Annotated in this window: 18 protein-coding genes; 12 read left to right on the forward strand and 6 right to left on the reverse strand. The window is 62.5% G+C overall.

Annotation, left to right across the window (positions count from 1 at the left end):
- A complete protein-coding gene (locus AC1DCM_RS04645; RefSeq protein WP_442017259.1) occupies window positions 1-237 on the forward strand; it encodes a hypothetical protein in 237 nt (78 codons plus the stop codon).
- 26 nt (window positions 238-263) lie between these two features.
- On the opposite strand, the gene AC1DCM_RS04650 is transcribed toward AC1DCM_RS04645, so the two are convergent.
- The 4 genes from AC1DCM_RS04650 to AC1DCM_RS04665 all read right to left on the reverse strand — a co-directional run bounded on the left by AC1DCM_RS04650 (window position 264) and on the right by AC1DCM_RS04665 (window position 2,984).
- A complete protein-coding gene (locus AC1DCM_RS04650) occupies window positions 264-551 on the reverse strand; it encodes a MoaD/ThiS family protein (protein WP_216924633.1) in 288 nt (95 codons plus the stop codon).
- A gap of 7 nt (window positions 552-558) precedes the next feature.
- Window positions 559-1,713: a WD40/YVTN/BNR-like repeat-containing protein gene (locus AC1DCM_RS04655; protein ID WP_477517625.1), complete on the reverse strand. Its 1,155-nt coding sequence runs from the start codon at window positions 1,711-1,713 to the stop codon at window positions 559-561.
- Between the two features lie 101 nt (window positions 1,714-1,814).
- The gene (locus AC1DCM_RS04660) at window positions 1,815-2,393 is read right to left on the reverse strand and encodes a PIN domain-containing protein (RefSeq protein WP_477517472.1); all 579 of its coding nucleotides are present in this window, start codon (window positions 2,391-2,393) and stop codon (window positions 1,815-1,817) included.
- 12 nt (window positions 2,394-2,405) lie between these two features.
- Window positions 2,406-2,984, reverse strand: coding sequence for a helix-turn-helix domain-containing protein (locus AC1DCM_RS04665; RefSeq protein WP_477517473.1), 579 nt, complete (start codon window positions 2,982-2,984; stop codon window positions 2,406-2,408).
- A 124-nt stretch (window positions 2,985-3,108) separates the two neighbouring features.
- Here AC1DCM_RS04665 and metH point away from each other — a divergent pair, with 124 nt between their 5' ends.
- Window positions 3,109-6,774, forward strand: coding sequence for a methionine synthase (gene metH, locus AC1DCM_RS04670; protein ID WP_477517474.1), 3,666 nt, complete (start codon window positions 3,109-3,111; stop codon window positions 6,772-6,774).
- 9 nt (window positions 6,775-6,783) lie between these two features.
- On the opposite strand, the gene AC1DCM_RS04675 is transcribed toward metH, so the two are convergent.
- Complete coding sequence (locus AC1DCM_RS04675) at window positions 6,784-9,765, reverse strand: ATP-binding cassette domain-containing protein (RefSeq protein ID WP_477517475.1); 2,982 nt, start codon at window positions 9,763-9,765, stop codon at window positions 6,784-6,786.
- The gene (locus AC1DCM_RS04680) at window positions 9,762-10,310 is read right to left on the reverse strand and encodes a hypothetical protein (protein WP_477517476.1); all 549 of its coding nucleotides are present in this window, start codon (window positions 10,308-10,310) and stop codon (window positions 9,762-9,764) included. The genes AC1DCM_RS04675 and AC1DCM_RS04680 overlap by 4 nt, the downstream gene beginning before the upstream one ends.
- A gap of 182 nt (window positions 10,311-10,492) precedes the next feature.
- Here AC1DCM_RS04680 and AC1DCM_RS04685 point away from each other — a divergent pair, with 182 nt between their 5' ends.
- The 10 genes from AC1DCM_RS04685 (at window position 10,493) to AC1DCM_RS04730 (ending at window position 20,578) form a co-directional block, all read left to right on the forward strand.
- Window positions 10,493-11,167 (forward strand): haloacid dehalogenase type II, encoded by a 675-nt coding sequence (locus AC1DCM_RS04685; RefSeq protein WP_477517477.1) that lies wholly within the window; start codon window positions 10,493-10,495, stop codon window positions 11,165-11,167.
- Between the two features lie 35 nt (window positions 11,168-11,202).
- Entirely contained in the window at window positions 11,203-12,252 is a 1,050-nt protein-coding gene (locus AC1DCM_RS04690; RefSeq protein ID WP_477517478.1) for a phosphotransferase, read from the forward strand.
- Between the two features lie 29 nt (window positions 12,253-12,281).
- Complete coding sequence (locus AC1DCM_RS04695; protein ID WP_477517479.1) at window positions 12,282-13,655, forward strand: aspartate aminotransferase family protein; 1,374 nt, start codon at window positions 12,282-12,284, stop codon at window positions 13,653-13,655.
- 116 nt (window positions 13,656-13,771) lie between these two features.
- The gene (locus AC1DCM_RS04700; RefSeq protein ID WP_442017251.1) at window positions 13,772-14,698 is read left to right on the forward strand and encodes an ABC transporter substrate-binding protein; all 927 of its coding nucleotides are present in this window, start codon (window positions 13,772-13,774) and stop codon (window positions 14,696-14,698) included.
- A 53-nt stretch (window positions 14,699-14,751) separates the two neighbouring features.
- The gene (locus AC1DCM_RS04705) at window positions 14,752-15,843 is read left to right on the forward strand and encodes an ROK family protein (RefSeq protein WP_477517480.1); all 1,092 of its coding nucleotides are present in this window, start codon (window positions 14,752-14,754) and stop codon (window positions 15,841-15,843) included.
- A gap of 128 nt (window positions 15,844-15,971) precedes the next feature.
- Window positions 15,972-16,664 (forward strand): haloacid dehalogenase type II, encoded by a 693-nt coding sequence (locus AC1DCM_RS04710; protein WP_477517481.1) that lies wholly within the window; start codon window positions 15,972-15,974, stop codon window positions 16,662-16,664.
- A gap of 17 nt (window positions 16,665-16,681) precedes the next feature.
- A complete protein-coding gene (locus AC1DCM_RS04715; RefSeq protein WP_477517482.1) occupies window positions 16,682-17,152 on the forward strand; it encodes a RidA family protein in 471 nt (156 codons plus the stop codon).
- Between the two features lie 40 nt (window positions 17,153-17,192).
- Window positions 17,193-18,299, forward strand: a complete 1,107-nt coding sequence (locus AC1DCM_RS04720; RefSeq protein ID WP_477517483.1) for an alanine racemase — start codon at window positions 17,193-17,195, stop codon at window positions 18,297-18,299.
- 85 nt (window positions 18,300-18,384) lie between these two features.
- Complete coding sequence (locus AC1DCM_RS04725; protein WP_477517484.1) at window positions 18,385-19,119, forward strand: SDR family NAD(P)-dependent oxidoreductase; 735 nt, start codon at window positions 18,385-18,387, stop codon at window positions 19,117-19,119.
- A gap of 52 nt (window positions 19,120-19,171) precedes the next feature.
- The gene (locus AC1DCM_RS04730) at window positions 19,172-20,578 is read left to right on the forward strand and encodes an NAD(P)/FAD-dependent oxidoreductase (protein ID WP_477517485.1); all 1,407 of its coding nucleotides are present in this window, start codon (window positions 19,172-19,174) and stop codon (window positions 20,576-20,578) included.
- The last annotated feature ends 17 nt before the right edge of the window (window positions 20,579-20,595 follow it).

Genomic DNA, 20,595 nt, shown 5'->3' on the forward strand with positions numbered 1-20,595 from the left:
ATGCTGAAGGAAGTCACCACTCACACAACACGTATACGCGCTCTCAGCCAGCTCCACCGCGGAGACGAGATCGAGGCCCGCATGTCCGTAGGTCCCGCTTACGATGACGTGGTCATCCGTCGTGGACGGGTCCAGGAAACCGCACCGGGAATCGGCGTCGTCTGGATCATGGACCAAGCCTCCGGGATGAGGAAAGCCATCAATACCGACGAATGCAGTGTTTGGCGCGTCGCCTGAACCCCGGCTTGACCCCAAACACCCGCTTAGCCGCCGGCCACGGACTGGATTATCAAGACCTCCTGGCCGGCCGCAACTTCCGTATCAAGACCCTTCAGACGCCGGACCTCATCGCCGTTCACGTAAATATTCACGAAACGGCGGAGGGCACCGGTTTCATCACGCAAACGCCTGGCCAGCACCGGATATTCTCCGGTTACCGAGTCCAGCAACTGTCCAACGGTCACAGCCCCGTCGGCGGACGCAGTCAGATAGGACTGTCCGCCGACGAGAGGCTGCAGGACACCCGGCAACACCACCGTAAAGTCAGCCACAACGGGCCTAACCAGGTACCGGGGCGCTGGCTGATGCTTCCCGCTCCACGCCGCTGCGGTTTCCAACCACGACGGCGGCACGCACGCACAGCACGTCCGGCAAGTGCGAGGCCACTTCAGTGAAGGTCTCGCCCTCGTCGGCGCTGGCATACACCGATCCGCCGCGGGTTCCGAAGTACACGCCAGTCGGTTCGGCCGTGTCCACGGAGGCAGCATCCCGAAGGACTGCGTTGTATTCATGGTCCGGCAAACCAGTGTGAAGCTCTCTCCACGTTCCACCGGCATCCTCCGTGCGGTGGACACTGAGCTTGCCGTCCGGCGGGATGCGTTCGCCGTCGGCCTTCAGTGGGATAACCCAGGCTGTCCCCTCGCGCCGGGGATGGGTCAGCATCACGAAACCAAAGTCCGCGGGCAGCCCGTCCGCGATGGAGTTCCAGTTCTCGCCGTCATCGTCCGTGCGGTACACACCGTGGTGGTTCTGTGCGTACAAACGGCCCTCGACGGCGGCATCCGCAGCAATCTTGTGAACGCACTGGCCGAACTCGGGATTGGGATCGGGCATGAAGTAGGCCGAGATTCCCTTGTTGCGGGGCTCCCAGGAGGTCCCGCCGTCGAGCGATCTGTAAACGCCGCCCGTGCTCATGGCGACATGGACCTTCTCGCCGGAGGGATCCACCACGATCGAGTGGGCCGCCGCGCCACCATAGCCTGCACCCCACTCACTGCGGTGGGGGTGGTCCCACAGTCCGCGGTTCAGCTCAAAGTGCTCGCCGCCGTCGGTGGATTTCCACACTGAAATCGGTTCGCACCCGGCCCAAACTACGCCAGGACGGGACTCGGTGTCGGGGTAAATCTGCCAGATGCGTTCCAAGGCAGCGTCTGCGCCGTCCGGGAACTTGATGGCGCCCTGCTCGGGCTCGGTCCAGGTCGCGCCAAGGTCATCGGAATGGGCAATGGTGGGTCCCCAGTGCTCCGAACGCACCCCCACCATGATTCTGGTTTTGCCGTCCCGGGTGTCTATCCCGATGCTGGGGATCTCGCTCATCAGGAAGTGCGGGCCGGAGAGGGACCATTCTTTGCGGTCTGGGCTGGTTGCCAGCCACAAACCCTTCTTGGTCCCGATCGCTAGGACATAACTTTCTGCGGTAGCCATGAACCCCATCGAACCATCAGGGCGCACGGGTGGCAACGGGTTCCTTGGAGCATGTGGATAACCACGGTGGTTTGGATGGCAGCCTGCGACGAGACCCGCGTCATCTTTCGCTAGAGGAGGTCCCGGATGAGTTCCGTTGCAGCATCCATGCTGTACAGCTTGTTCAACGTATCCAGAATCTCCTCCGGGGCACATGCAGTACCCTTTCGCCCTGACCGAAGAGACATGGTCCAAACAGCGCGAAGACCCAGGTCAGGCCTCATGGATACCGTGTCAAAGGCAAACTCCTTGGCACTCACGATCTGGATTCCCCCGGGGAGATTTTCTTCAGGGAAATCGCGGAAATTCTCCGTAACGATACTTCCGGCGCCGCCCACAACTGCGGCGGCCAGCACATGCTCGTCATCAGGATCAGGCAAGCTGTAGGTTCCCTCGAGCCCTTCCCACTGCGTGACAATCGCGTCTCCAAAGCTGAAACGCATGCGCCCGACCAGATGTGCAGCCTTTTTCCGTGCCTCTTCTTCGCTATCCCCCCGCTCGAGACGCCTAATCTCCTCATTAGCTTCGACCTCCGCCAGGATGGCCTCACTGAAGATGAAGCGGTAAGCCCCCTCGAATGCCAGAGACAACAGAAAATCGCGTTGCGTGCTCGGCCAAAGGACGCAGCTGTCAAGAAGGGCCGTGAACATGGCCCTATCGTGTCACCCTTTGTGCTGCCGGCGCCGCTCCGCCGCTACAGCACGAGCCTTCTTCATCCTGTTGATCGCCGATTCCGGGTCCTCATCGTCAATCGCTCCCATGGAATCCAAAGCTTCGTACTGCTCGGCTTTTCGGACTTCCTTGAACGCCAGTACGTCTTCAAGCTTGATACGCCGGTGAGTTCCAGGCTTTTCGAAGGGAATCTTTCCAGCATCGAGGAGTCGAACGATTGTAGGCCGGGTCACGCCCAAAAGCTCTGCCGCCTGCTGGGTCGTCAAAGTCATCGAACTGGGTGTGATCGTAATTGCCAGGCCCTTACGCATAGCCTCAACGGTCTTAACGAGCACTTCGTAGATTTCGTGAGGGATCTCAACCTGATCACCGGCATCCGCACCGGAAAGGAAGAAGTGAGGAGAAGGCTGAGAACCATTCTTCTCAGCATGGGCCTCCATGAAGTTGTAGATCTTCCCCGTTTGAGGTGCCTCTGGTGCGAGGAAGGTTTCTTTGGTCGCTGCACTCATAGCCATGGTGTGCTCATTTCCGTTTCCTGCGAATTTATCGTTTTGTTCGTTTTGGCTCATGCTAGTCCCTAGAGATAGAGGAAGCCAGCCACGGTGGTTTGAAGCCCTCCACGGTTATCCACATATGGAAGTAGTACACGGAAATACTCCGTACTGTGTCCGGCCTCACCCGTACTCTGTTTATATGCCTCGTTTTGCACTCGACATCGATTCCGTTCCTCGTCCCGTTCGCTCCCAGTCGCTTCTGGACGCAGTTAACCAGCGCGTCGTCATTGCTGATGGTGCGATGGGCACCATGCTGCAGGACAGGGAATTGTCGCTTGAGGCCGACTTCCAAAACCTCGAGGGCTGCAACGAGATCCTCAACCACACACGTCCGGACGTTATCGCGGACATCCATGACGCCTACTTCGCAGTGGGAATCGACGCCGTCGAAACGAATACTTTCGGAGCGAACTGGTCCAACCTCTCCGACTACGGCATCGATGATCGCATCGAGGAACTGGCCAACAAGGGGGCCAGAATCGCCCGCGAGCGCGCCGAAGCGGCAGAGGCCGAAGACGGTCGGATGCGCTGGGTCCTGGGGTCCATGGGGCCTGGCACCAAGCTCCCCAGCCTCGGCCACACCAGCTACGACTACCTCAAGAAGACCTTTGCCCTGCAGGCCGAAGGGCTCATCGACGGCGGAGCCGACGCATTCCTCATCGAGACGAGCCAGGACCTCCTGCAGACCAAAGCCGCCGTGAACGGCTGCAAGCAGGCGATTGTCTCCCGCGGCGTCCGCCTCCCCATCTTCGTGGAGGTGACGGTGGAAACCACCGGAACCATGTTGATGGGTTCCGAAATCGGCGCTGCACTCACCGCCCTGGAGCCGCTCGGCGTCGATGCCATCGGCCTGAACTGTGCCACCGGGCCGGATGAGATGAGCGAGCACCTGCGGCACCTCTCCAAGCAGTCCTCTGTCGCAATCGCCTGCATGCCCAACGCCGGGCTGCCGATTCTCGGCGCGAACGGCGCGCACTATCCGCTCTCCCCCACGGAACTCGCCACTGCGCACGAGCAGTTCGTGCGCGAATTCGGCTTGGGTCTGGTGGGCGGCTGTTGCGGTACGACGCCGCAGCACATGGCCGCCGTCGTCGAACGTCTTGAGCCCTTCCGTACCAACGGCAACGCGCCCGACGCCGGGACCGTCACCGGCGGCGCGAAAAGCGCTGGCGGCCGGGTCCCCACCGAGCGGGAGGCCGGCGTCGCGTCCCTCTACCATCACGTTCCCTTCGACCAGGAGTCGGCTTATCTGGCCATTGGTGAGCGCACCAACGCCAACGGTTCCAAGGCGTTCCGTCAAGCGATGTTGGAAGAGCGCTGGGACGACTGCGTCGATATCGCCCGCGAGCAGGTCCGGGTGGGCGCGCACTTGCTCGATGTTTGCATCGACTATGTGGGGCGCGACGGCGTAGCCGACATCAAGGAGATCGTCTCGCGTTTCGCGTCGGCCTCCACCCTGCCGTTGGTCATCGACTCCACTGAGCCCCCGGTGCTGCAGGCTGGACTCGAACACATCGGCGGACGTCCGGTGGTCAACTCCGTCAACTACGAGGACGGCGACGGCCCGGACAGCCGCTTTGCGCGCATCATGCCGCTTGTTAAGGAACACGGAACGGCCGTGATTGCCCTGACTATCGACGAACAAGGCCAGGCCCGCACCACCGAAGGCAAGGTGGCCATCGCCTCCCGCCTCGTAGACGCCCTGGTGGGCGAATGGGGGATGCGCGTTGAAGACATCATCGTGGACGCCCTGACCTTCCCCATAGCCACCGGCCAGGAAGAAACCCGCCGGGACGCTATCGAAACCATTGAAGCCATCCGCCAGATCTCGACGAAGTACCCCGGCATCCAGACCACCCTCGGCGTGTCGAACGTGTCCTTTGGCTTGAACCCTGCCGCGCGCATGGTGCTGAACTCGGTGTTCCTGCACGAGGCCGTCCAGGCGGGCCTGACCAGCGGCATCATCGACGCCGCGAAGATCGTCCCGCTCGCGTCGCTGCCGGATGAACAGCGCAAGGTGGCCCTGGACCTCGTCTGGGACCGTCGCGAGTACGACGCCGATGGCAACGTCACCTATGACCCCTTGGCGATCATGCTCGACCTCTTCGCCGGCGTCGACACCGCCGCGCTTAAGGACCAGCGCGCCGCGGAACTCGCGGCGCTGCCTACCGGCGAACGTCTGCAGCGACGCATCATCGACGGCGAAGGCAAGGGCCTCGAAGAGGACCTCGACCTCGCACGCAGCGAAGGCATGACCCCGCTCGGCATCATCAACGACCAATTGCTGGAGGGCATGAAGGTTGTGGGTGAACGCTTCGGCGCCGGTGAGATGCAGCTTCCCTTCGTGCTGCAATCCGCTGAGGTGATGAAGAACGCGGTCGCACTACTCGAGCCGCACATGGAGAAGTCGGATTCATCGGGCAAGGGCACCATGGTGATCGCGACCGTTCGCGGCGACGTGCACGATATTGGTAAGAACCTCGTGGACATCATCCTTACCAACAACGGCTACAAAGTGGTCAACATCGGCATCAAACAGGGCATCGCCGAGATCATGGCCGCGGCCGAGGAGCATGACGCCGACGTGATTGGCATGTCTGGCCTGCTCGTGAAGTCCACTGTGGTGATGAAGGAAAACCTTGCCGAGCTCCAGTCCCGGGGCCTGGCGAAAAAGTGGCCCATCATCCTCGGCGGTGCAGCCCTGACGCGTGCCTACGTGGAGCAGGACCTGGCGGAGCAGTTTGAAGGGACCGTCAGGTACGCCAAGGACGCCTTTGAGGGCCTCGCTCTCATGGAACCGTTGGTGCAGGTGGCGCGCGGCGCTGACCCGGACGCGGTCGGCCTCCCGCCACTGAAGAAGCGGATCCACAAGAGTGGCCCGAAGTTCACGGTCACCGAACCGGAGGCAATGCCCGGCCGGTCCGACGTCACCGCCGAAAACCCTGTGCCTGCCCCACCCTTCTGGGGCACGCGAATTGTCCGCGGCGTCGCGTTGCACGATTACGCTGCTTTGCTCGATGAGCGCGCCACTTTCATGGGCCAGTGGGGGCTCAAGCCCGGGCGGGGCGACGACGGCGCCTCCTACGACGAACTGGTGGAACTCGAAGGCCGCCCGCGTCTGCGGTATTGGCTGGACCGGATCCTCGCGGAGGGCATGCTCGATGCATCGGTCGCCTACGGCTATTTCCCGGTAGTGGCCGAGGGCGAACAGGTGGTGGTGCTGCACCATGGAGAGGACCTCGACGGCGTCCTCGGCACTCCCGGGCTGCTCGCCCCCGATGGCGGCTCAGGCGGTCCAATCGGCACCGAGCGCCTGCGCTTCGACTTCCCACGCCAGCGGCGGGACCGGCACTTGTGCCTCGCCGACTTCGTTCGTTCCCGTGAATCGGGCCAGATCGACGTCCTGCCGATCCAGCTGGTCACCGCGGGCTCGAAGATCGAAGAAGTGACTTCCAAGCTGTTCGCAGGAAACCACTACCGCGACTACTACGAGCTCAATGGCCTGGTCATGCAGCTCACCGAGGCGCTGGCTGAATTCTGGCATGCGCGGATCCGTTCCGAGCTGGGTTTCGCAGCCGAAGAGCCCAAGGACAAAGCCGGATACTTCAAGCTCGACTACCGCGGTGCGCGCTTCTCGCTGGGATATCCGGCGTGCCCGGACATGGAGGATCGCCGCAAGGTCACGGAGCTGCTGAAACCGGAACGGATGGGCGTGATCCTCAGCGATGAACTGATGCTGCACCCGGAGCAGTCAACTGACGCTTTCGTGTTCCACCACCCGGAGGCCAAGTACTTCAAGGTATGAGGCGGCGGCTCAAGGTGTAAGTTGGCGCCGGTCCTTGGCTTTGGGGCCTTGGGGGCGGGCACTCTTTGTGCCCGCCTTCTTGGTGCTCGTCCTCCTGGATCCAGCGTCCTCAACCCGGGTGGTTTGGCCGTCCTGGCTGGAGACTGGCTTCGCTCGCCTGAAAGCGGCCAGGATAGCCCGCCCCACAGCAGCGATTCCGATGATCGTGGTGATGCCACGCAGGGTGTCCCATCCCGCCGTCGAGGTCACTAGGGAGTAGAGCAGGAAGCTGCTGAGGTTGGTGCCCAGCGGGGCACCGGGCGCGTACGAAATGCCGGTTCCGGCACCGACAGCGAAGGGCCAGAACCAGAGATTGGTCAGCAGGCCGAAGATATAGGACGCCACAACGCCGTAGCCACAAAGCATCCATAGTTCAGCCCGTCCTCGAACCCGGCGTGGCAACAGGCCCGCCCCCGCCCCCACCCAGGCGCAGGCGAAAATCTGGAACGGCGACCAAGGGCCGATACCGCTCCACAGGACACTGGAAACGGCTATGGTCAGCGCCCCGAGGAGCATGCCGAAGCGGGGACCGAAGGCGCGGCCGGCCAGGATCAGCAGGATGAACACTGCTTCAACGCCCCCGACGCCGGTGCTCGCCACCCGGACGGCTGAACCTACTGCGGCCAGTACGCCGAGCAACGCCACCGTATGCGCGGAGCGGACGGAACCGTCGAGGGAGACCACGACGGCCACTACGGCCAGAGGTGCGATCGCCAGGGCTGCGAAAGGTACGGCCGCGGCGGCATCCTCGGGTAGGGCCGCCGCGAGCAACGGCCAGCAGAACGCTGCGAGGGCCAAAGCGTTGGCAGCCGCGAGAACCGCGATCTCCAAGGCCCGCGGCAATCGGAGGTGGCGTTGCGGGGTCCGCTCTGCGCCGCGCAGAGCGGGCCCCACAACCGCGGGAGTCGCAACTGCGGGCCTCGCAGCCGGGGGAGTCACCGAAGTGGTGTCTCCACTGGATGCGTGTGCGGCGTCGGCCTGCGCGGCTGGCGCCACGCCTTCGTCCATCTGCACGATGCGGGCACCCAGGCCGTGGGCGAAATCGAGGTCGTGAGTGGCGATCAGGACTGCTGCGCCAGTGTCCGCCAATGCGCGCAAGGCGGCCGAGACTCCTGCGCGGGCCTCAGGATCGAGCCCGCGGGTGGGCTCATCAATAAGGAGGACTTGGGGGTCGCCCGCAGTCTGAAGCGCGATGGCGAGGATACGGCGCTCTCCGGCCGACAGGTCCCGCGGGTGCTCGTCTCCTATCGGAATCCGAACGTCACCACGCAATCGGGCCAGGCGTGATGTTGCCGGCTGGGACAGGGTCCTGTCCGAGCCATTCCGGTCTGATTTACGCCGGGCCCGCGCTTCGCGTCGATCTGCGGCCCGGAGCTCAGCGGCCACTGTGTCCCTCGTGAAAAGGTCATCAGAGGCGTCCGGAACCAGGGCGACGCGGCCGCCGCCGACCGTGCCGCTGGTTCCTTCCCCGAGCGCGAGGGCCACCAGGAGCGAGGACTTCCCGGCCCCGTTCGGCCCAACCAAGGCGACCACTTCGCCTGGGTGCAGGGTCAATGAGGCGTCGCTGACGAGCGCCTTGCCGTCGCGGTGCACAGCGAGGTTGATCGCAGACAGCACCGGCGCGTCCTGCGGTTTCGACGTCGGTGAGACGGCCGGCATCGGTGACGGTGCCAACCCAGGTGACACTATCGACGTCGAACGGATCTCACCCGGACGTGACAGTACTGGGCGTGAAGGTGCCGGCGCAACGCCCGCTACGAGGCCGCCGTCGTAAATTCTCCACCATGAATCGGCGACGGGTAGCAGCGGCTCCGCCCGATGCTCAGCCACAATAATGCAGATGCCCGATCCATGGGCGAGGGCATCGAGTACTGCGATAACGCGGGCCCTGGCTGTGGTGTCGAGGTCGGCAAGCGGCTCGTCGACCAAGAGCAGGGCCGGGTGCTCCACCACGGCAGCGGCGATGGCCACGAGCGTTGCCTCGCCGGCCGAGAGGGAATTGAGGTTCCGCTCCAGGAGCGCCGACACACCAATCCACTCCGCGACCTCCACCGTGCGGGCCCGGGCGATGCCGGCTGCAACGCCGCGCAGTTCAAGCGAAAGTGAGATTTCGTCCCGGACGCGGGTGCTGGCGAAAGCGGCGCGTGGGTTTTGCAGGACAACGCCGACGACGCCGGCGGTATCGCGTGGCGGCGCGGGGGCACGGTCCACTCCGGCGACACGGACCGTGCCCGTGAGTTCTCCACCGTCGACATGTGAAAGGAGGCCCGCAATACCTCGCAGGATGGTGGACTTTCCGGAACCGGTGGGCCCGGTAATGACCGTTACTGTGCCGGGATCTGGCTTGAAGTCTTCAACGTGCAGCCGCGTGCCGCCGATGCGGAATTGGGCGTCCCGGATCTCAAGGGGCAAGCCGGAATCGCTGCCGGCTTGGTGCGGAGCCCTGCTCCCAAAGCCACGCAATTCCAAGGCCGCGGCTACCCGGCTGGCGTGCTCAAGAGTTCGCTCAAGTACCGGAACAAGGGCTCTCGGCCCCAGGCGTTCGCCCCGCAACCGGAAGGCCAAGCGGACGGAGGCAACGGCGTCCGCGAGTGCGGGGAGCGCCGCCCAAGCCACCACAAGCGTGCGGGCGATGCCTTGGAATGGACCGCCGCGGGCCAGCCGCATGAAGCCCCTTGCCACGTCCACGAAGGCGTTGAGCAGTCCGAAGGCAAGGATCATTCCGGCAATTGGCAGGGCTGAAACAACCGCCTCCCACAGACCAGGCGATGTTACGGGTCCGAGGAAGACCACGTGGGCGTATGGGGCGGGCAGCCGCACTGACGGCAATTCCAGCAGCACCGGCCCAACAGCGCCCGCTCCGTTGAAAAGGATGCGATAAATGACCCGCGCCGCTATGAATACGACGGCAAGCGCCGCGGCAGCACGTAACGGCGCGGGTCGAAAGGTCATGCCGTGGGTGCGGCCGGTGCACCGTCGATCGTGTAGAGCAGTTCCAGGCTCTCGCCTGGCTTCACTTGCTGGGTGGCGAGGCCTTCCTGGGCGTAGGCCCAGTCACCGGAGGCCGGCTTGACCCAGATGGACCAGTAGGCGAAGGCAGCGGGCATCTTGCCGCATTCTTCGCGGTAGGTGCCGCCCTTGTGGGTGATGTCGAAGTCGGCAGCGGGCACGCCGTTGACCCGGCATACCAGTTCGGTGGGGTATTGCTTTGTTCCCTCGGTTTTCACCTTCGCCTCATCGAGCACCTTGGCAGCGGTCGTCGGCGCATCCACCGCTACGCAAACAGTCTTGTCGGCGGCGGGTTGCTTAAGGGCGCCGGAATCGACGATGACCTTCACACCGGTGCAGGGCCCGGCGTCAGCGCTGGAAGAAGGGGCTGCCGATGCTGGGGTGCTTGCCTGGGGGGCAGCCGGTGTGGAACAGGCGGCGAGTGTAATCAGGAGACCAGCGGCGGCGAGGGAGCTCGCGGCGGCGGTGCAGATCTTGGAAAAAGTCACGATCCAAGGGTAGGACGTTGCTTGGTTGGATTGGGATGTGGCGGGTTGTGTGACGTTCGGAGGCAGGCGGTTCGCCGATGGAGCCTCTGAACAAATCTCTAGGAAATTGTTGACAATTGACAGTGAGGCATTTAGATTCATAGTGAATCAAAACCCCAACACCTCCACTGAAGGGACCCATCATGGCTTCTACCAACTCCCGCCCGCAGTACATCTCCTTTGACATCTACGGCACACTGATCAACTGGGATACTGACGCCACTACCCGCCGGCTGCTCGCGGGCCGTTTGCCTGAAGAGCAGTGGCCTGCGTTCAAGAAGGTGTTCCGCGGGTACCGCTTCGACGAGGTCACTGGCGACTACAAGCCCTACGAGCAAATCCTTCAGGATTCCTTTGACCGGGTATGCAAGTTTTTTGGCATTGGGCCAACCCCCGGCGCCGGCGCAGAGTTCGCTGACGCCGTTCGCGGCTTTGATGCCCACGACGACGTGCCGGCGCCGCTGAAGCTCATGGGCGATAACTACAAGCTTGTTGCTCTGTCCAACGCCGACGACAGCTTCCTGGAGATCAGCATCCCCAAGCTCGGCGCTGACTTCCACGCCGTGCTGACCGCCGAACAGGCCCAGGCCTACAAGCCCCGCTACCAGGCCTTCGAGTACATGCTCGATACCCTGAACGCCAAGCCGGAAGACTTCCTGCACATTGCCTCGCACACCCGGTACGACATGCACCCCATGCACGACATGGGCTTCCGTAACCTCTGGGTACTGGACCGCGGCTACGACCCCATCACCGGCGGCTATGACTACAACAGCGTTAAGTCCCTGGACGAGATCAACAAACACCTCGGTCTCTAAACCGGCTGCTGGCTCTCCGTCGATGAAAGGGTGAAATGAGCGATTCTGCTTTTATCCAAGCAGTGGCATCAGAGAGTGGACTCCTGGCGGAGCATCCGCAGTTCGCTGACCCCGCCGTCCTGGAGCTGCTTGAACAGTTCTACGGCCTGAAGGGAACGCTGGTCCGGATTCCCACGGAGAAGGACGAGACTTTCCGGCTCCGGGACGGGGACGAAACGTATCTGGTGAAGATTTCACCCTCGGATGAGGATCCGGTGATCGTCCACCTCCAAACGGCTTGCATGGAGCATTTGGAACGGACTGCCCCTGAACTTCCTGTCCAGCGTCTTGTCAGGAGCCTTGGCGGAGAGCCACAAGTCCTCATTCCGGAGCCTGCGGGCGCCTTTGATCGGGTACTGCGGGTGATGCGCTTCCTGCCTGGGGACTTGCTGGCCAATCACGACGCGTCGGCTGGCCAGCTTCGATTGGTGGGCTCAAGCCTGGCCCGCCTGGGCATTGCCTTGCAGGACTTCGATCATCCTCGCGCGGACCGTTTGCTCCTCTGGGACCTCAAGCACTTTCATAGGATGCGCCCGCTTCTTGACTATGTCGATGAGAAGGAAAAACGATCCCTCGCGGAGGACATTTTCGATCAGTTCGACGAAAAGGTGGTTCCGCTCCTCGGCACGCTGACATCCCAGGTTATCCATGGTGATTTCAGTCCGTTCAATGTCCTGGTCAACCCCAGCAGGCCCGATTACGTGACGGGGATTATCGATTTCGGAGACGTCGTGCGGACCCCCGTAATCTTCGACATCAGTGTCACCATGGCCAACCTGTTGGGGGCAGACCCGGGCCACCCCTGGGAGCACGCACTCCACGTCATGAACGGCTATCGAGGCATCCTCCCCCTGCCGGGGCAGGAGTTGGAGGCCCTGATCGTCTCCGCCCAGGCGCGCCTGCTGCTGCGGGCCCTGATAACCCAGTGGCGCGCAAGCCAGTTGCCGCAACGGCGCGACTATCTCCTCTCCCACTCAAAACCCGACTGGGACCGGCTCGCCTCCACTGCCGCGGCCCCGGCACCAGAACTTTCTTTCACACCATGAACCCCACCGCCTAGCTTCCAGGAGAAAACATGGGTACTTCCCCAATCCGCAAGCCCTCCAACCCCATGGTTAACGGCTTCGATCCCAGCCGCCTGGACGAGCTCCCGGACCAGATGCAGAAGAGCATTCGACGCCGGGACAAGAGCCTCGGGCCTGGTTACAGGCTCTTCTACGACGAGCCCTTGGAAATCGTTCGTGGCAAGGGCGTCACGTTGTTTGACCGGGATGGCAATGAATATCTGGACGTTTACAACAACGTCCCTTCCGTCGGTCACGGCCACCCGCGTGTCATTGAGGCTGTCCACCAGCAGATGCAGACGCTGAACACCAACACCCGCTACGTCCAGGAGTCCATCCTGGATTACTCGGAGCAGCTTCTTTCAACGTTCCCCGCCGAGCTTGGCCATGTCATGTTCACGTGCACCGGTTCAGAAGCCAACGACCTCGCGATGCGCGTCGCAAAATATGTGACCGGACAGCAGGGCATCATCGTCACGGCCGGCGCGTACCACGGCCTTACCGCCGAGGTCTCTTCGTTCTCGCCTTCCTTGGGCAAGGGCGTACCCCTGGGTCCGAACGTGCGGGTTATCGACGCCCCTGACGCCCTGCGCTATACATCAGATCAAGGCTCGTCATCAGATCAGGGCTCTCTGCAGGATCACCTGCGGGACCAGGTGCGCGCAGCCATCGCTGACCTGCACCGCCACGGTATCGGAGTGGCTGCTTTCATCGCCGACAGCATCTTCTCCTCCGACGGTGTCTTCGCTGGTCCCGCAGGCTTCCTGCGCCCCATCGTCGAAGAGATCCATGCCGCGGGCGGCCTGTACATCGCCGACGAAGTACAGCCAGGGTTCGGTCGTACGGGTGAGGAATGGTGGGGCTTCCAGCGCCACGGAATCGTCCCCGACATCGTGACCATCGGCAAACCCATGGGTAACGGCATTCCAGTAGCGGCAGCAATCTTCAAGCCCGAATTGCTGCAGGAGTTCGGGAAGAACATCCGCTACTTCAACACGTTCGGCGGAAATTCGGTAGCCATAGCGGCAGCCCAGGCCGTCCTGGACGTGATCCGGGATGAATCGCTCATAGAGAACGCTTTGAAGGTTGGCGGAAAGATCCTCACCGGCCTGAAGGACCTTACCCAGAATCTGGAACAGGTGGCAGAAGTACGCGGGAGCGGCTTCTTCATCGGCGTCGACCTCGTCACCGATCGATCCACCCTCACACCCAACGGGGAGGCCGCCGCCAGCATCGTCAATGCCCTCCGGCAGGATCGGATCCTGATCTCGGCTTGCGGCGCCCAGGGCAACGTCCTGAAACTCCGTCCGCCAATGCCCTTTTCCAGTGACGACGCCGATCGCCTGCTGGAAGGACTGGGCCGTGCCTTCAAGGCACTGCGCTGAGGCGCAACAACAAACAAGCCGGCCTAGTGCTGACACCAAATGCTTGGGGATTGTGCCTTCCACTGTGAAAGCACTCTGTGTATTACACCAGCTGAAATCACTTGAAGGGTTGCACCATGAAGACAACACATAAGATCCAAACAGCCGCCGCGGGGCTCGCTGTCCTGTTGGCCCTGAGCGCCTGCGGCGGCGCCGCAACGGGCAGCCAGGCGACAGAAATCCCCAAGACGCAGAACACCCGTGACATCTCAGAGGGCGTCCAACCGGACGCCGCCGCGGTGGCGTTGCTGCCGAAGGCCATCAAGGACAAGGGCGAGCTAACGGTCGCGATGGACCTCAGCTCCCCGCCGATGACGTTCCTCGCCGAGGACAACACAACCCCCATTGGCGTAAACCCGGACCTTGCCCGTTTGGTGGCAAAGAAGCTGGGCCTGAAGCTGAAGTTCGAGAACACGGCGTTCGACACGATCATTCCCGGCATCGACGGCGGCCGTTACGACTTCACCGCCACGACCATGTCCGCTACAGCCGAGCGGCTGAAGGTGCTGGACATGATCAACTACCTCAAGGGAGGCTCGGCCGTAGCCGTAGCGAAGGGCAACCCGCTCAATCTGACCAATGACACGCTCTGTGGCAAGAACGTTGGCGTGACCAAGGGCTCAACACAGCAACTGAAGCACCTGCCCAACGTCTCGGAGTGGACCTGCACCTCCCAGGGCAAGCCCGCCATCAACGCCATCACCCTGCCCAACGTCCAGGAAGCCCTGACACAACTGGACTCCAAGCGGATCGACGCTGTCTTTTACGATGCCAGTGCCCTGGCGTGGGCCAACGATCAGCAGCCCAACCACTTCACCACCTTGCAGCCACGCATGGATACCCGCACGGACACCAATGTCGCCATGGGCCTGAAAAAGGGATCACCCCTGACCCCGGCACTCCAGAAGGCCATCCAGTCCGTTCTGGAAACCCCCGAATACAAGAAGTCCCTGGACTACTGGGGCCTGGGAGAATCAGCTATCACCGAAGCCAAGATCCGCTAACGATTGTGCTGTCCGGTCCCGGCTTCGCTCTGATATCTCATTAAGGTTGTGCTATGCGTACCAATCCCACCGCTAGGGACCACACCAAGGCTTGGGTTCTTGATGCTGTCCTTTCAGAGGCGCCCTTGACGCGTACCAGGCTCATCGAATTGACGCGATTAAGCCAGGCCACGGTATCCCGGAAGGTGGATGAGCTTCGTTACGACGGTCTCGTCGTCGAACAGGGAGTCAACTCGGTTGCGCGCCGTGGCCGGCCCTCCACCTATCTGGATGTGCCAGGCACGGCGGGGCATGTTGTGGGCATCTCGTTCGGAGCACGGACCACATGCATCCTGGTGACGGACCTGCGGGGCCGCGAGGTCAGGCACGTGATCGTGCCCAGTCTGGAGGGCGGCGATGAGGAAGCCATTGCCGAGTGGTTGCTGGACCTGGTTGTGGATACCAGCGATTCCGCCGAGGGGCCACTGCGTCAAATCGTCGCCGCCCTGCCTGGCCGCGTCCGGACGGGTACGGCAATTCTTCAAAAGACCTTCGAAGATCGGTTGAATGCTCCCGTGCTGCTCGAGGGCGATGCCAGCGCCTCCCTCCGGGGGATCCTGAAGGACGACGCGACCATAGGAAACGCCGTTTTGTTCATGCTCAGTACCGAGCTGAGCTTCGCCAGTTGCACTGATCATGAAATCGCCAAAGGGCGGACTTCGGCTTTCGGCCACCTCGGTGAGGTTCTCTTCTCCGGTGTTGGCAACGAGACATTGGAGGGACTGTTAAGCACCAAGGGACTCCTCCACTTCGCCAGTGGACGCGGACTGGACCTGGACAACATCCAAGCGCTCTGGTCCCAACAGAAGGATGCGGCGTCCCGCGCGGAAGTGATGGAGGCATTTACGACGGCGGTGGTCGCCGCCGTCGGTGCCGTTGCCGTGACGCTTGACCCCGAGTCCGTTTATTTCGTGGGCCGCCTGAGCCCGCTCGTGGACGAAGTCCTTCCGGAGGTGCAACGGAGGCTCGCACAAAGCCTTCCGGTAGTCCCTGGGATCACGGTGGTGCCGCAAGTCGTCGGGCTCTCGGTGGCCCAAGGAGCCGCGTATGCGGGACTGGCGTTGGTCCAGTCGCGGCTGCGGGACTCTATGCTCGAAGCCCCGTAGCAACCACGGAATCGACAAGAACCGTTGACAATCTACAACTACCCGGAGTATTGTCGACAATCGACGATACTTCTCAAGCAAGTCTCGTCGACAATCGACGAAGATGACAATCCAAACTGGAGGAAAAAATGGCATTCGACATCAAGCCGAAGTTCGCAACGTTCGACATGAACGGAACATTGATCAAGTTCGCTATCGCCGACGCGACCCGCGCGGTCCTGGGCGATCGCCTGCCGGCAGAGCTCGCCGATGAATACTTGCAGGCCACCAAGGCATACCGGATCGATGAGTGCATGGGGGATTACAAGCCCTTCCACCAAATCATCGCCAACTCCATGGAACGCGCCTCACGCCGGCTCGGCCTTGAGTACCGCGAGGCCGACGCAAGGGCGGTTTACGAAATTGTCCCCACGTGGGGCCCGTACCCAGGTGTGACCGACGCCCTGAACCGCCTGGCCGAGGCAGTCCCCCTGGTCATCATCACCAACAGCGACACTGTGCATGCTGAGCGACTTTCGGAAAACCTCCAAGCTCCGTTCGCAACCGTCATCAGCGCCGAGCAGATGGGCATGTACAAGCCCCGGCTCGGAGCGTTTGAGTACATGTTCGACAAGCTTGGCGTCACGCCCGATGAGATTGTGCACGTCTCTGCGAGCCCGATGTACGACCACCGCTCCGCAGCCACCATGGGCATCAAGAACAAGGTGTATGTGGACCGTGGCTTCGAGCATGACGAGCACTGGCTCGGCTACGAGCGGATCACCGACATCGCCGAGCTCCCCGTCCTCTTCGGCCTGCCGCGTCTTTCCGCTGCTTCGTAAGAAAGACCTGTGAACAGATGAGCATCACTAAGGCGGGCTCGGCTTTGGATAGGCTCCAGGCCTTGGGCCTGGAGCTTCCAACCCTCGCTGATAGCCCTTATTACTTGGACCACCGCGCGGTGGGTTCCAGTATCCACATCGCCGGCCAACTGCCTTACAAGGACGGTGTGTTGCTGGGCCAAGGCATCGTGGGCCGGGACGTGGGGCTGGAGACAGCGCAGGAGCTCGCCCGCCATGCCGCGCTCAATTGCCTTGCCGCGGCTGTGCAGGCAGTGGGGGACCTGGACCGGGTCCGGATCGTGCAGATGCTGGTGTTCGTGGCCAGCACACCGGACCTCGGCCTGCAATCGCGGGTCGCCAACGCGGCCAGCGAACTGCTCATCGAGGTGTTGGGGGAGAACGGACGGCACGCCCGGACCGCAATCGGCGTCGCCGGGCTGCCGGCCAACACTCCTGTAGAGATCCAGATGATCTGCACAGCCGTTTAGGCGCGGTTATGTTGGCGGTAAATTCATGAGGAGAAACAGCGTGAACCGTATCCAAGGAGCACTCAACGCTCTGGTCGGGCGCGTCGATACCCCGGCGCCGATCGTGCTGGTGGACGTTATGCAGGACAACATCGATCGTATGCAGGGCTTCGCGGCCAAGCAGGACCTCGACGTCAGGCCGCACGTAAAAACGCATAAATGCGTCGAAATCGGTCGTCGCCAGATCGAGGCCGGAGCTGTGGGAATCACAGCAGGCAATGTTGGTGAGGCCGAAGTCTTCGCCGCAGCGGGCTTCGACGATATCTTCATCGCCTACCCCATCTGGCCTTCGGGAACGAAAGGCCTGCGCATCCGCAAACTTGCCGTAACCACCCGACTGCGGTTCGGCGTCGACAATTTCGCGGCAATCGATGCCCTTGCTGATGCGATGGGATCTGAGGCCGAACGGCTCCAGGTTGTGATCGAGGTGGACTGCGGTGCGCGTCGTTCCGGCGCACCACCCGAGTTCGCCGGCGACCTCGCCGCCGCCGCGCGCAGGCGTGGACTGGTGCCGGTGGGTGTCTTCACCTATCCAGGTCATGGAAGCGCCAGCCCGGACGCCCGCCAGCGAGCAGCGATGGACCAGGAAGCCGCGCTCACCACAGCGGTGCGGAGCTTCAGCGCGGTGGGCATCAGCGCAGACGTCGTCAGCGCGGGCTCAACACCCACCATTGAGTACGCTACGAGCAACGTGATCACTGAGATCAGGCCCGGCGAGTACGTGTTCAATGACTTGAACAACGCCCGACTCGGAGCCTGCACGGAAGATCAGATTGCCCTGTTTGTCGCTGGCACGGTGGTCAGCGACTGGGTTCCCGATCAGGTCATTCTCGACGTAGGAACCAAAGCACTAAGCCGGGAAGGCAGCCCCGAGATCGGTTATGGCGCTGTCCCCGGTACGTCGGCCGTTCTCTCCAAGCTCAACGAGTACCACGGGTTCCTCCCACTGCCGACTGGCGACTTCCATCCGGGCATCGGCACGGTTCTCCCGATCGTGCCGAACCACGTTTGCCCGGTTGTGGTCAATTTCGAGGAGTACATCGTCACTGACAGCACGGGCACATTGCTCGAGCGGTGGCGGGTGGATGCCCGCGGCTTCCTGAGCTGATTCGTGGGGGCCGACATGTCCGGACCCCAGCCCGCAACCCCAGACGGGCAACCCGCAGAAACAAACCGTACAAGGACTGACCACTATGAGACTTGATAAGACCACTGCCGTCATAACCGGCGCCAGCAGCGGAATCGGGGAAGCAGTGAGTTCCCACTTCCGCCGCGAAGGTGCCCGTCTGCTGCTCACCGGCCGCAGGGAGCAACTCGACAGCGCCCAAACTGATGACGTGTACGTCCCCGGAGATCTCAATGACGAGGCGTTCGTCGAAGGCCTGGCCCGGCAGGCCGCCGAAGCGTTCGGAACCGTTGACGTCGTCGTCCTTAACCATGGCCTGCAGGTAAGCGGCCCGCTGACGGAGATGGCGTATGAAGATGCCAAAAACGTGCTCCACAGCAACCTCCTCAGCTCCTTCCTGATGATGAAGCATTTTGCACCGTTGATGCCGGCCACGGGAGGTTCGTTCGTCTTGGTCAGTTCACGGCTGGGCATGGTTGGCAAGCCTGATGAAGTCCTTTACTCCGCAGCCAAAGGCGGCCTCATCATGCTCGCCAAGGGCGCTGCAATCGAGTGGGCCTCACGCAATATCCGCGTCAACGTCGTCGCGCCAGGACTGACCGTCACTCCGGTCATCGAGGCATCGTTCCAGCGCAGGGAGAACCCTGCGGCCTACCGGGCAGAACGCGAGGGCCAGATCCCGCTCCGGCGCCTGGCCACTCCCGAAGAAATCGCCGGCGCCATACTTTTCATGGCGTCCCCGGAATCGTCCTACATCACCGGCGCGGTACTGCCCGTCGACGGCGGCTACACGGCCGCCTGAACACCACACCGCCTTCCACTGGCTCACCAACTCCCCACAAAGTAGGACAACGATGAAAGCCCTCACAGCAACACCCCGAAACGGAGACCTCGGCTTCTGGATGGCAGGACTCGCGGAAAACCGGCCGGCATACCCGCGTTTCGCAGGGCAGGGGTCCGTGGATCTGGCCATCATAGGCGGTGGCTACACAGGCCTCTGGGCTGCATACTTCGCCAAGAAACTCGAACCCTCACTCGAGGTCGCGGTTTTTGAGGCAGAACAGATCGGCTACGGAGCCTCCGGGCGAAACGGCGGCTGGCTTTCTGCGATGCCCCCGGGAAACCGGGCCACCTTCGCCCGCGCATCAGGAGATGGGTTGGACGCAAGCCGGGCATTGCAGCGGGAGTTCGTGACCGGCGTCGACTCCGTCCTTAGTATCCTTCAGGCCGAGGGTATCGACGCGGATCAGCACAAGGGCGGCGCGCTCGTCGCTGCCCACACGAAGGCGGGGCTGGGGCGGCTGGTAGCCAGGCGTGACGCCGACTGGAAGTATGGGTTGACCGAAGACGATGTTCACTTGCTCGACCGGGACGAGTTCCAGAGCAAGATCAACATCTCCACCGTCCACGGCGGGCTCTTCTACAAGCCCTGCGCCCGCATTCATCCGGCGAAACTTATCTATGGCCTCGCGGACACCCTCACGTCCATGGGCGTGGAGATCTACGAAAACAGCCGGATAAACAGTATTGACGGCAAGACCCTGACCTTGGCCAACGGACAGGTCACGGCGGCCAAAAAATTCATCTGCACGGAAGGGTACTCCGGGCAACTCCTGGGCAGCAGGGCTTTGATACCGATCAACTCCTCCATGATCGTGACCAAGCCCCTGTCCGAGGAGGCCTGGCAGCAGATCGGCTGGAATGGGCGTCAGTGCCTGAGCGATTCCGCCCACACATTCATCTATTCGCAGCGAACAGCGGACGGACGCATCGCCATTGGCGGCCGTGGAAGGCCCTACCGCTACGGCTCCGGTACAGGCGGCGCCGGTGCCACAGCCCAGTCCACGGTTGACTTGATCTCCACAAAGCTTCGGTCCTTCTTCCCGGGTATCCACCTCGAAGTGGACCACGCGTGGTCCGGAGTCCTGGGCGTTACCCGTGACTGGAACGGCGGCGTGCACTGGGACCAGGCCTCCGGAATCGGATCGTCCACCGGCTATGCCGGACACGGTGTTACAGCCGCCTACGTGGGCGGGCGAACACTCGCGGAATTGGCTTTCGAACGGGAAACGGAACGCACCACACTCCCCTGGGTTGGCTACCGCGCACGGAAATGGGAACCGGAACCCATTCGCTGGCTGGGTGTTCACGGCATGTACCGGCTTTTCGGTCTTGCTGATCAGTGGGAAGAGCGCAAGGATTCCACCAAGACGTCCCTCCTGGCCAGATTCGGCAGCAGGCTCGCCGGACTTCACGAATAATGCACTATCCAAAAACC

This window comes from Paenarthrobacter sp. 10N417 (assembly GCF_056394745.1).

Bases quoted from the DNA above. Each gene is read 5' to 3' on its own strand.
- AC1DCM_RS04655 (WP_477517625.1), bottom strand. From the start codon at position 1,713: ATGGGGTTCATGGCTACCGCAGAAAGTTATGTCCTAGCGATCGGGACC.
- AC1DCM_RS04660 (WP_477517472.1), bottom strand. From the start codon at position 2,393: ATGTTCACGGCCCTTCTTGACAGCTGCGTCCTTTGGCCGAGCACGCAA.
- AC1DCM_RS04730 (WP_477517485.1), top strand. From the start codon at position 19,172: ATGAAAGCCCTCACAGCAACACCCCGAAACGGAGACCTCGGCTTCTGG.
- AC1DCM_RS04710 (WP_477517481.1), top strand. From the start codon at position 15,972: ATGGCATTCGACATCAAGCCGAAGTTCGCAACGTTCGACATGAACGGA.
- AC1DCM_RS04725 (WP_477517484.1), top strand. From the start codon at position 18,385: ATGAGACTTGATAAGACCACTGCCGTCATAACCGGCGCCAGCAGCGGA.
- AC1DCM_RS04690 (WP_477517478.1), top strand. From the start codon at position 11,203: ATGAGCGATTCTGCTTTTATCCAAGCAGTGGCATCAGAGAGTGGACTC.
- AC1DCM_RS04665 (WP_477517473.1), bottom strand. From the start codon at position 2,984: ATGAGCCAAAACGAACAAAACGATAAATTCGCAGGAAACGGAAATGAG.
- AC1DCM_RS04700 (WP_442017251.1), top strand. From the start codon at position 13,772: ATGAAGACAACACATAAGATCCAAACAGCCGCCGCGGGGCTCGCTGTC.
- AC1DCM_RS04705 (WP_477517480.1), top strand. From the start codon at position 14,752: ATGCGTACCAATCCCACCGCTAGGGACCACACCAAGGCTTGGGTTCTT.
- AC1DCM_RS04695 (WP_477517479.1), top strand. From the start codon at position 12,282: ATGGGTACTTCCCCAATCCGCAAGCCCTCCAACCCCATGGTTAACGGC.
- metH (WP_477517474.1), top strand. From the start codon at position 3,109: ATGCCTCGTTTTGCACTCGACATCGATTCCGTTCCTCGTCCCGTTCGC.
- AC1DCM_RS04715 (WP_477517482.1), top strand. From the start codon at position 16,682: ATGAGCATCACTAAGGCGGGCTCGGCTTTGGATAGGCTCCAGGCCTTG.
- AC1DCM_RS04685 (WP_477517477.1), top strand. From the start codon at position 10,493: ATGGCTTCTACCAACTCCCGCCCGCAGTACATCTCCTTTGACATCTAC.
- AC1DCM_RS04645 (WP_442017259.1), top strand. From the start codon at position 1: ATGCTGAAGGAAGTCACCACTCACACAACACGTATACGCGCTCTCAGC.
- AC1DCM_RS04675 (WP_477517475.1), bottom strand. From the start codon at position 9,765: ATGACCTTTCGACCCGCGCCGTTACGTGCTGCCGCGGCGCTTGCCGTC.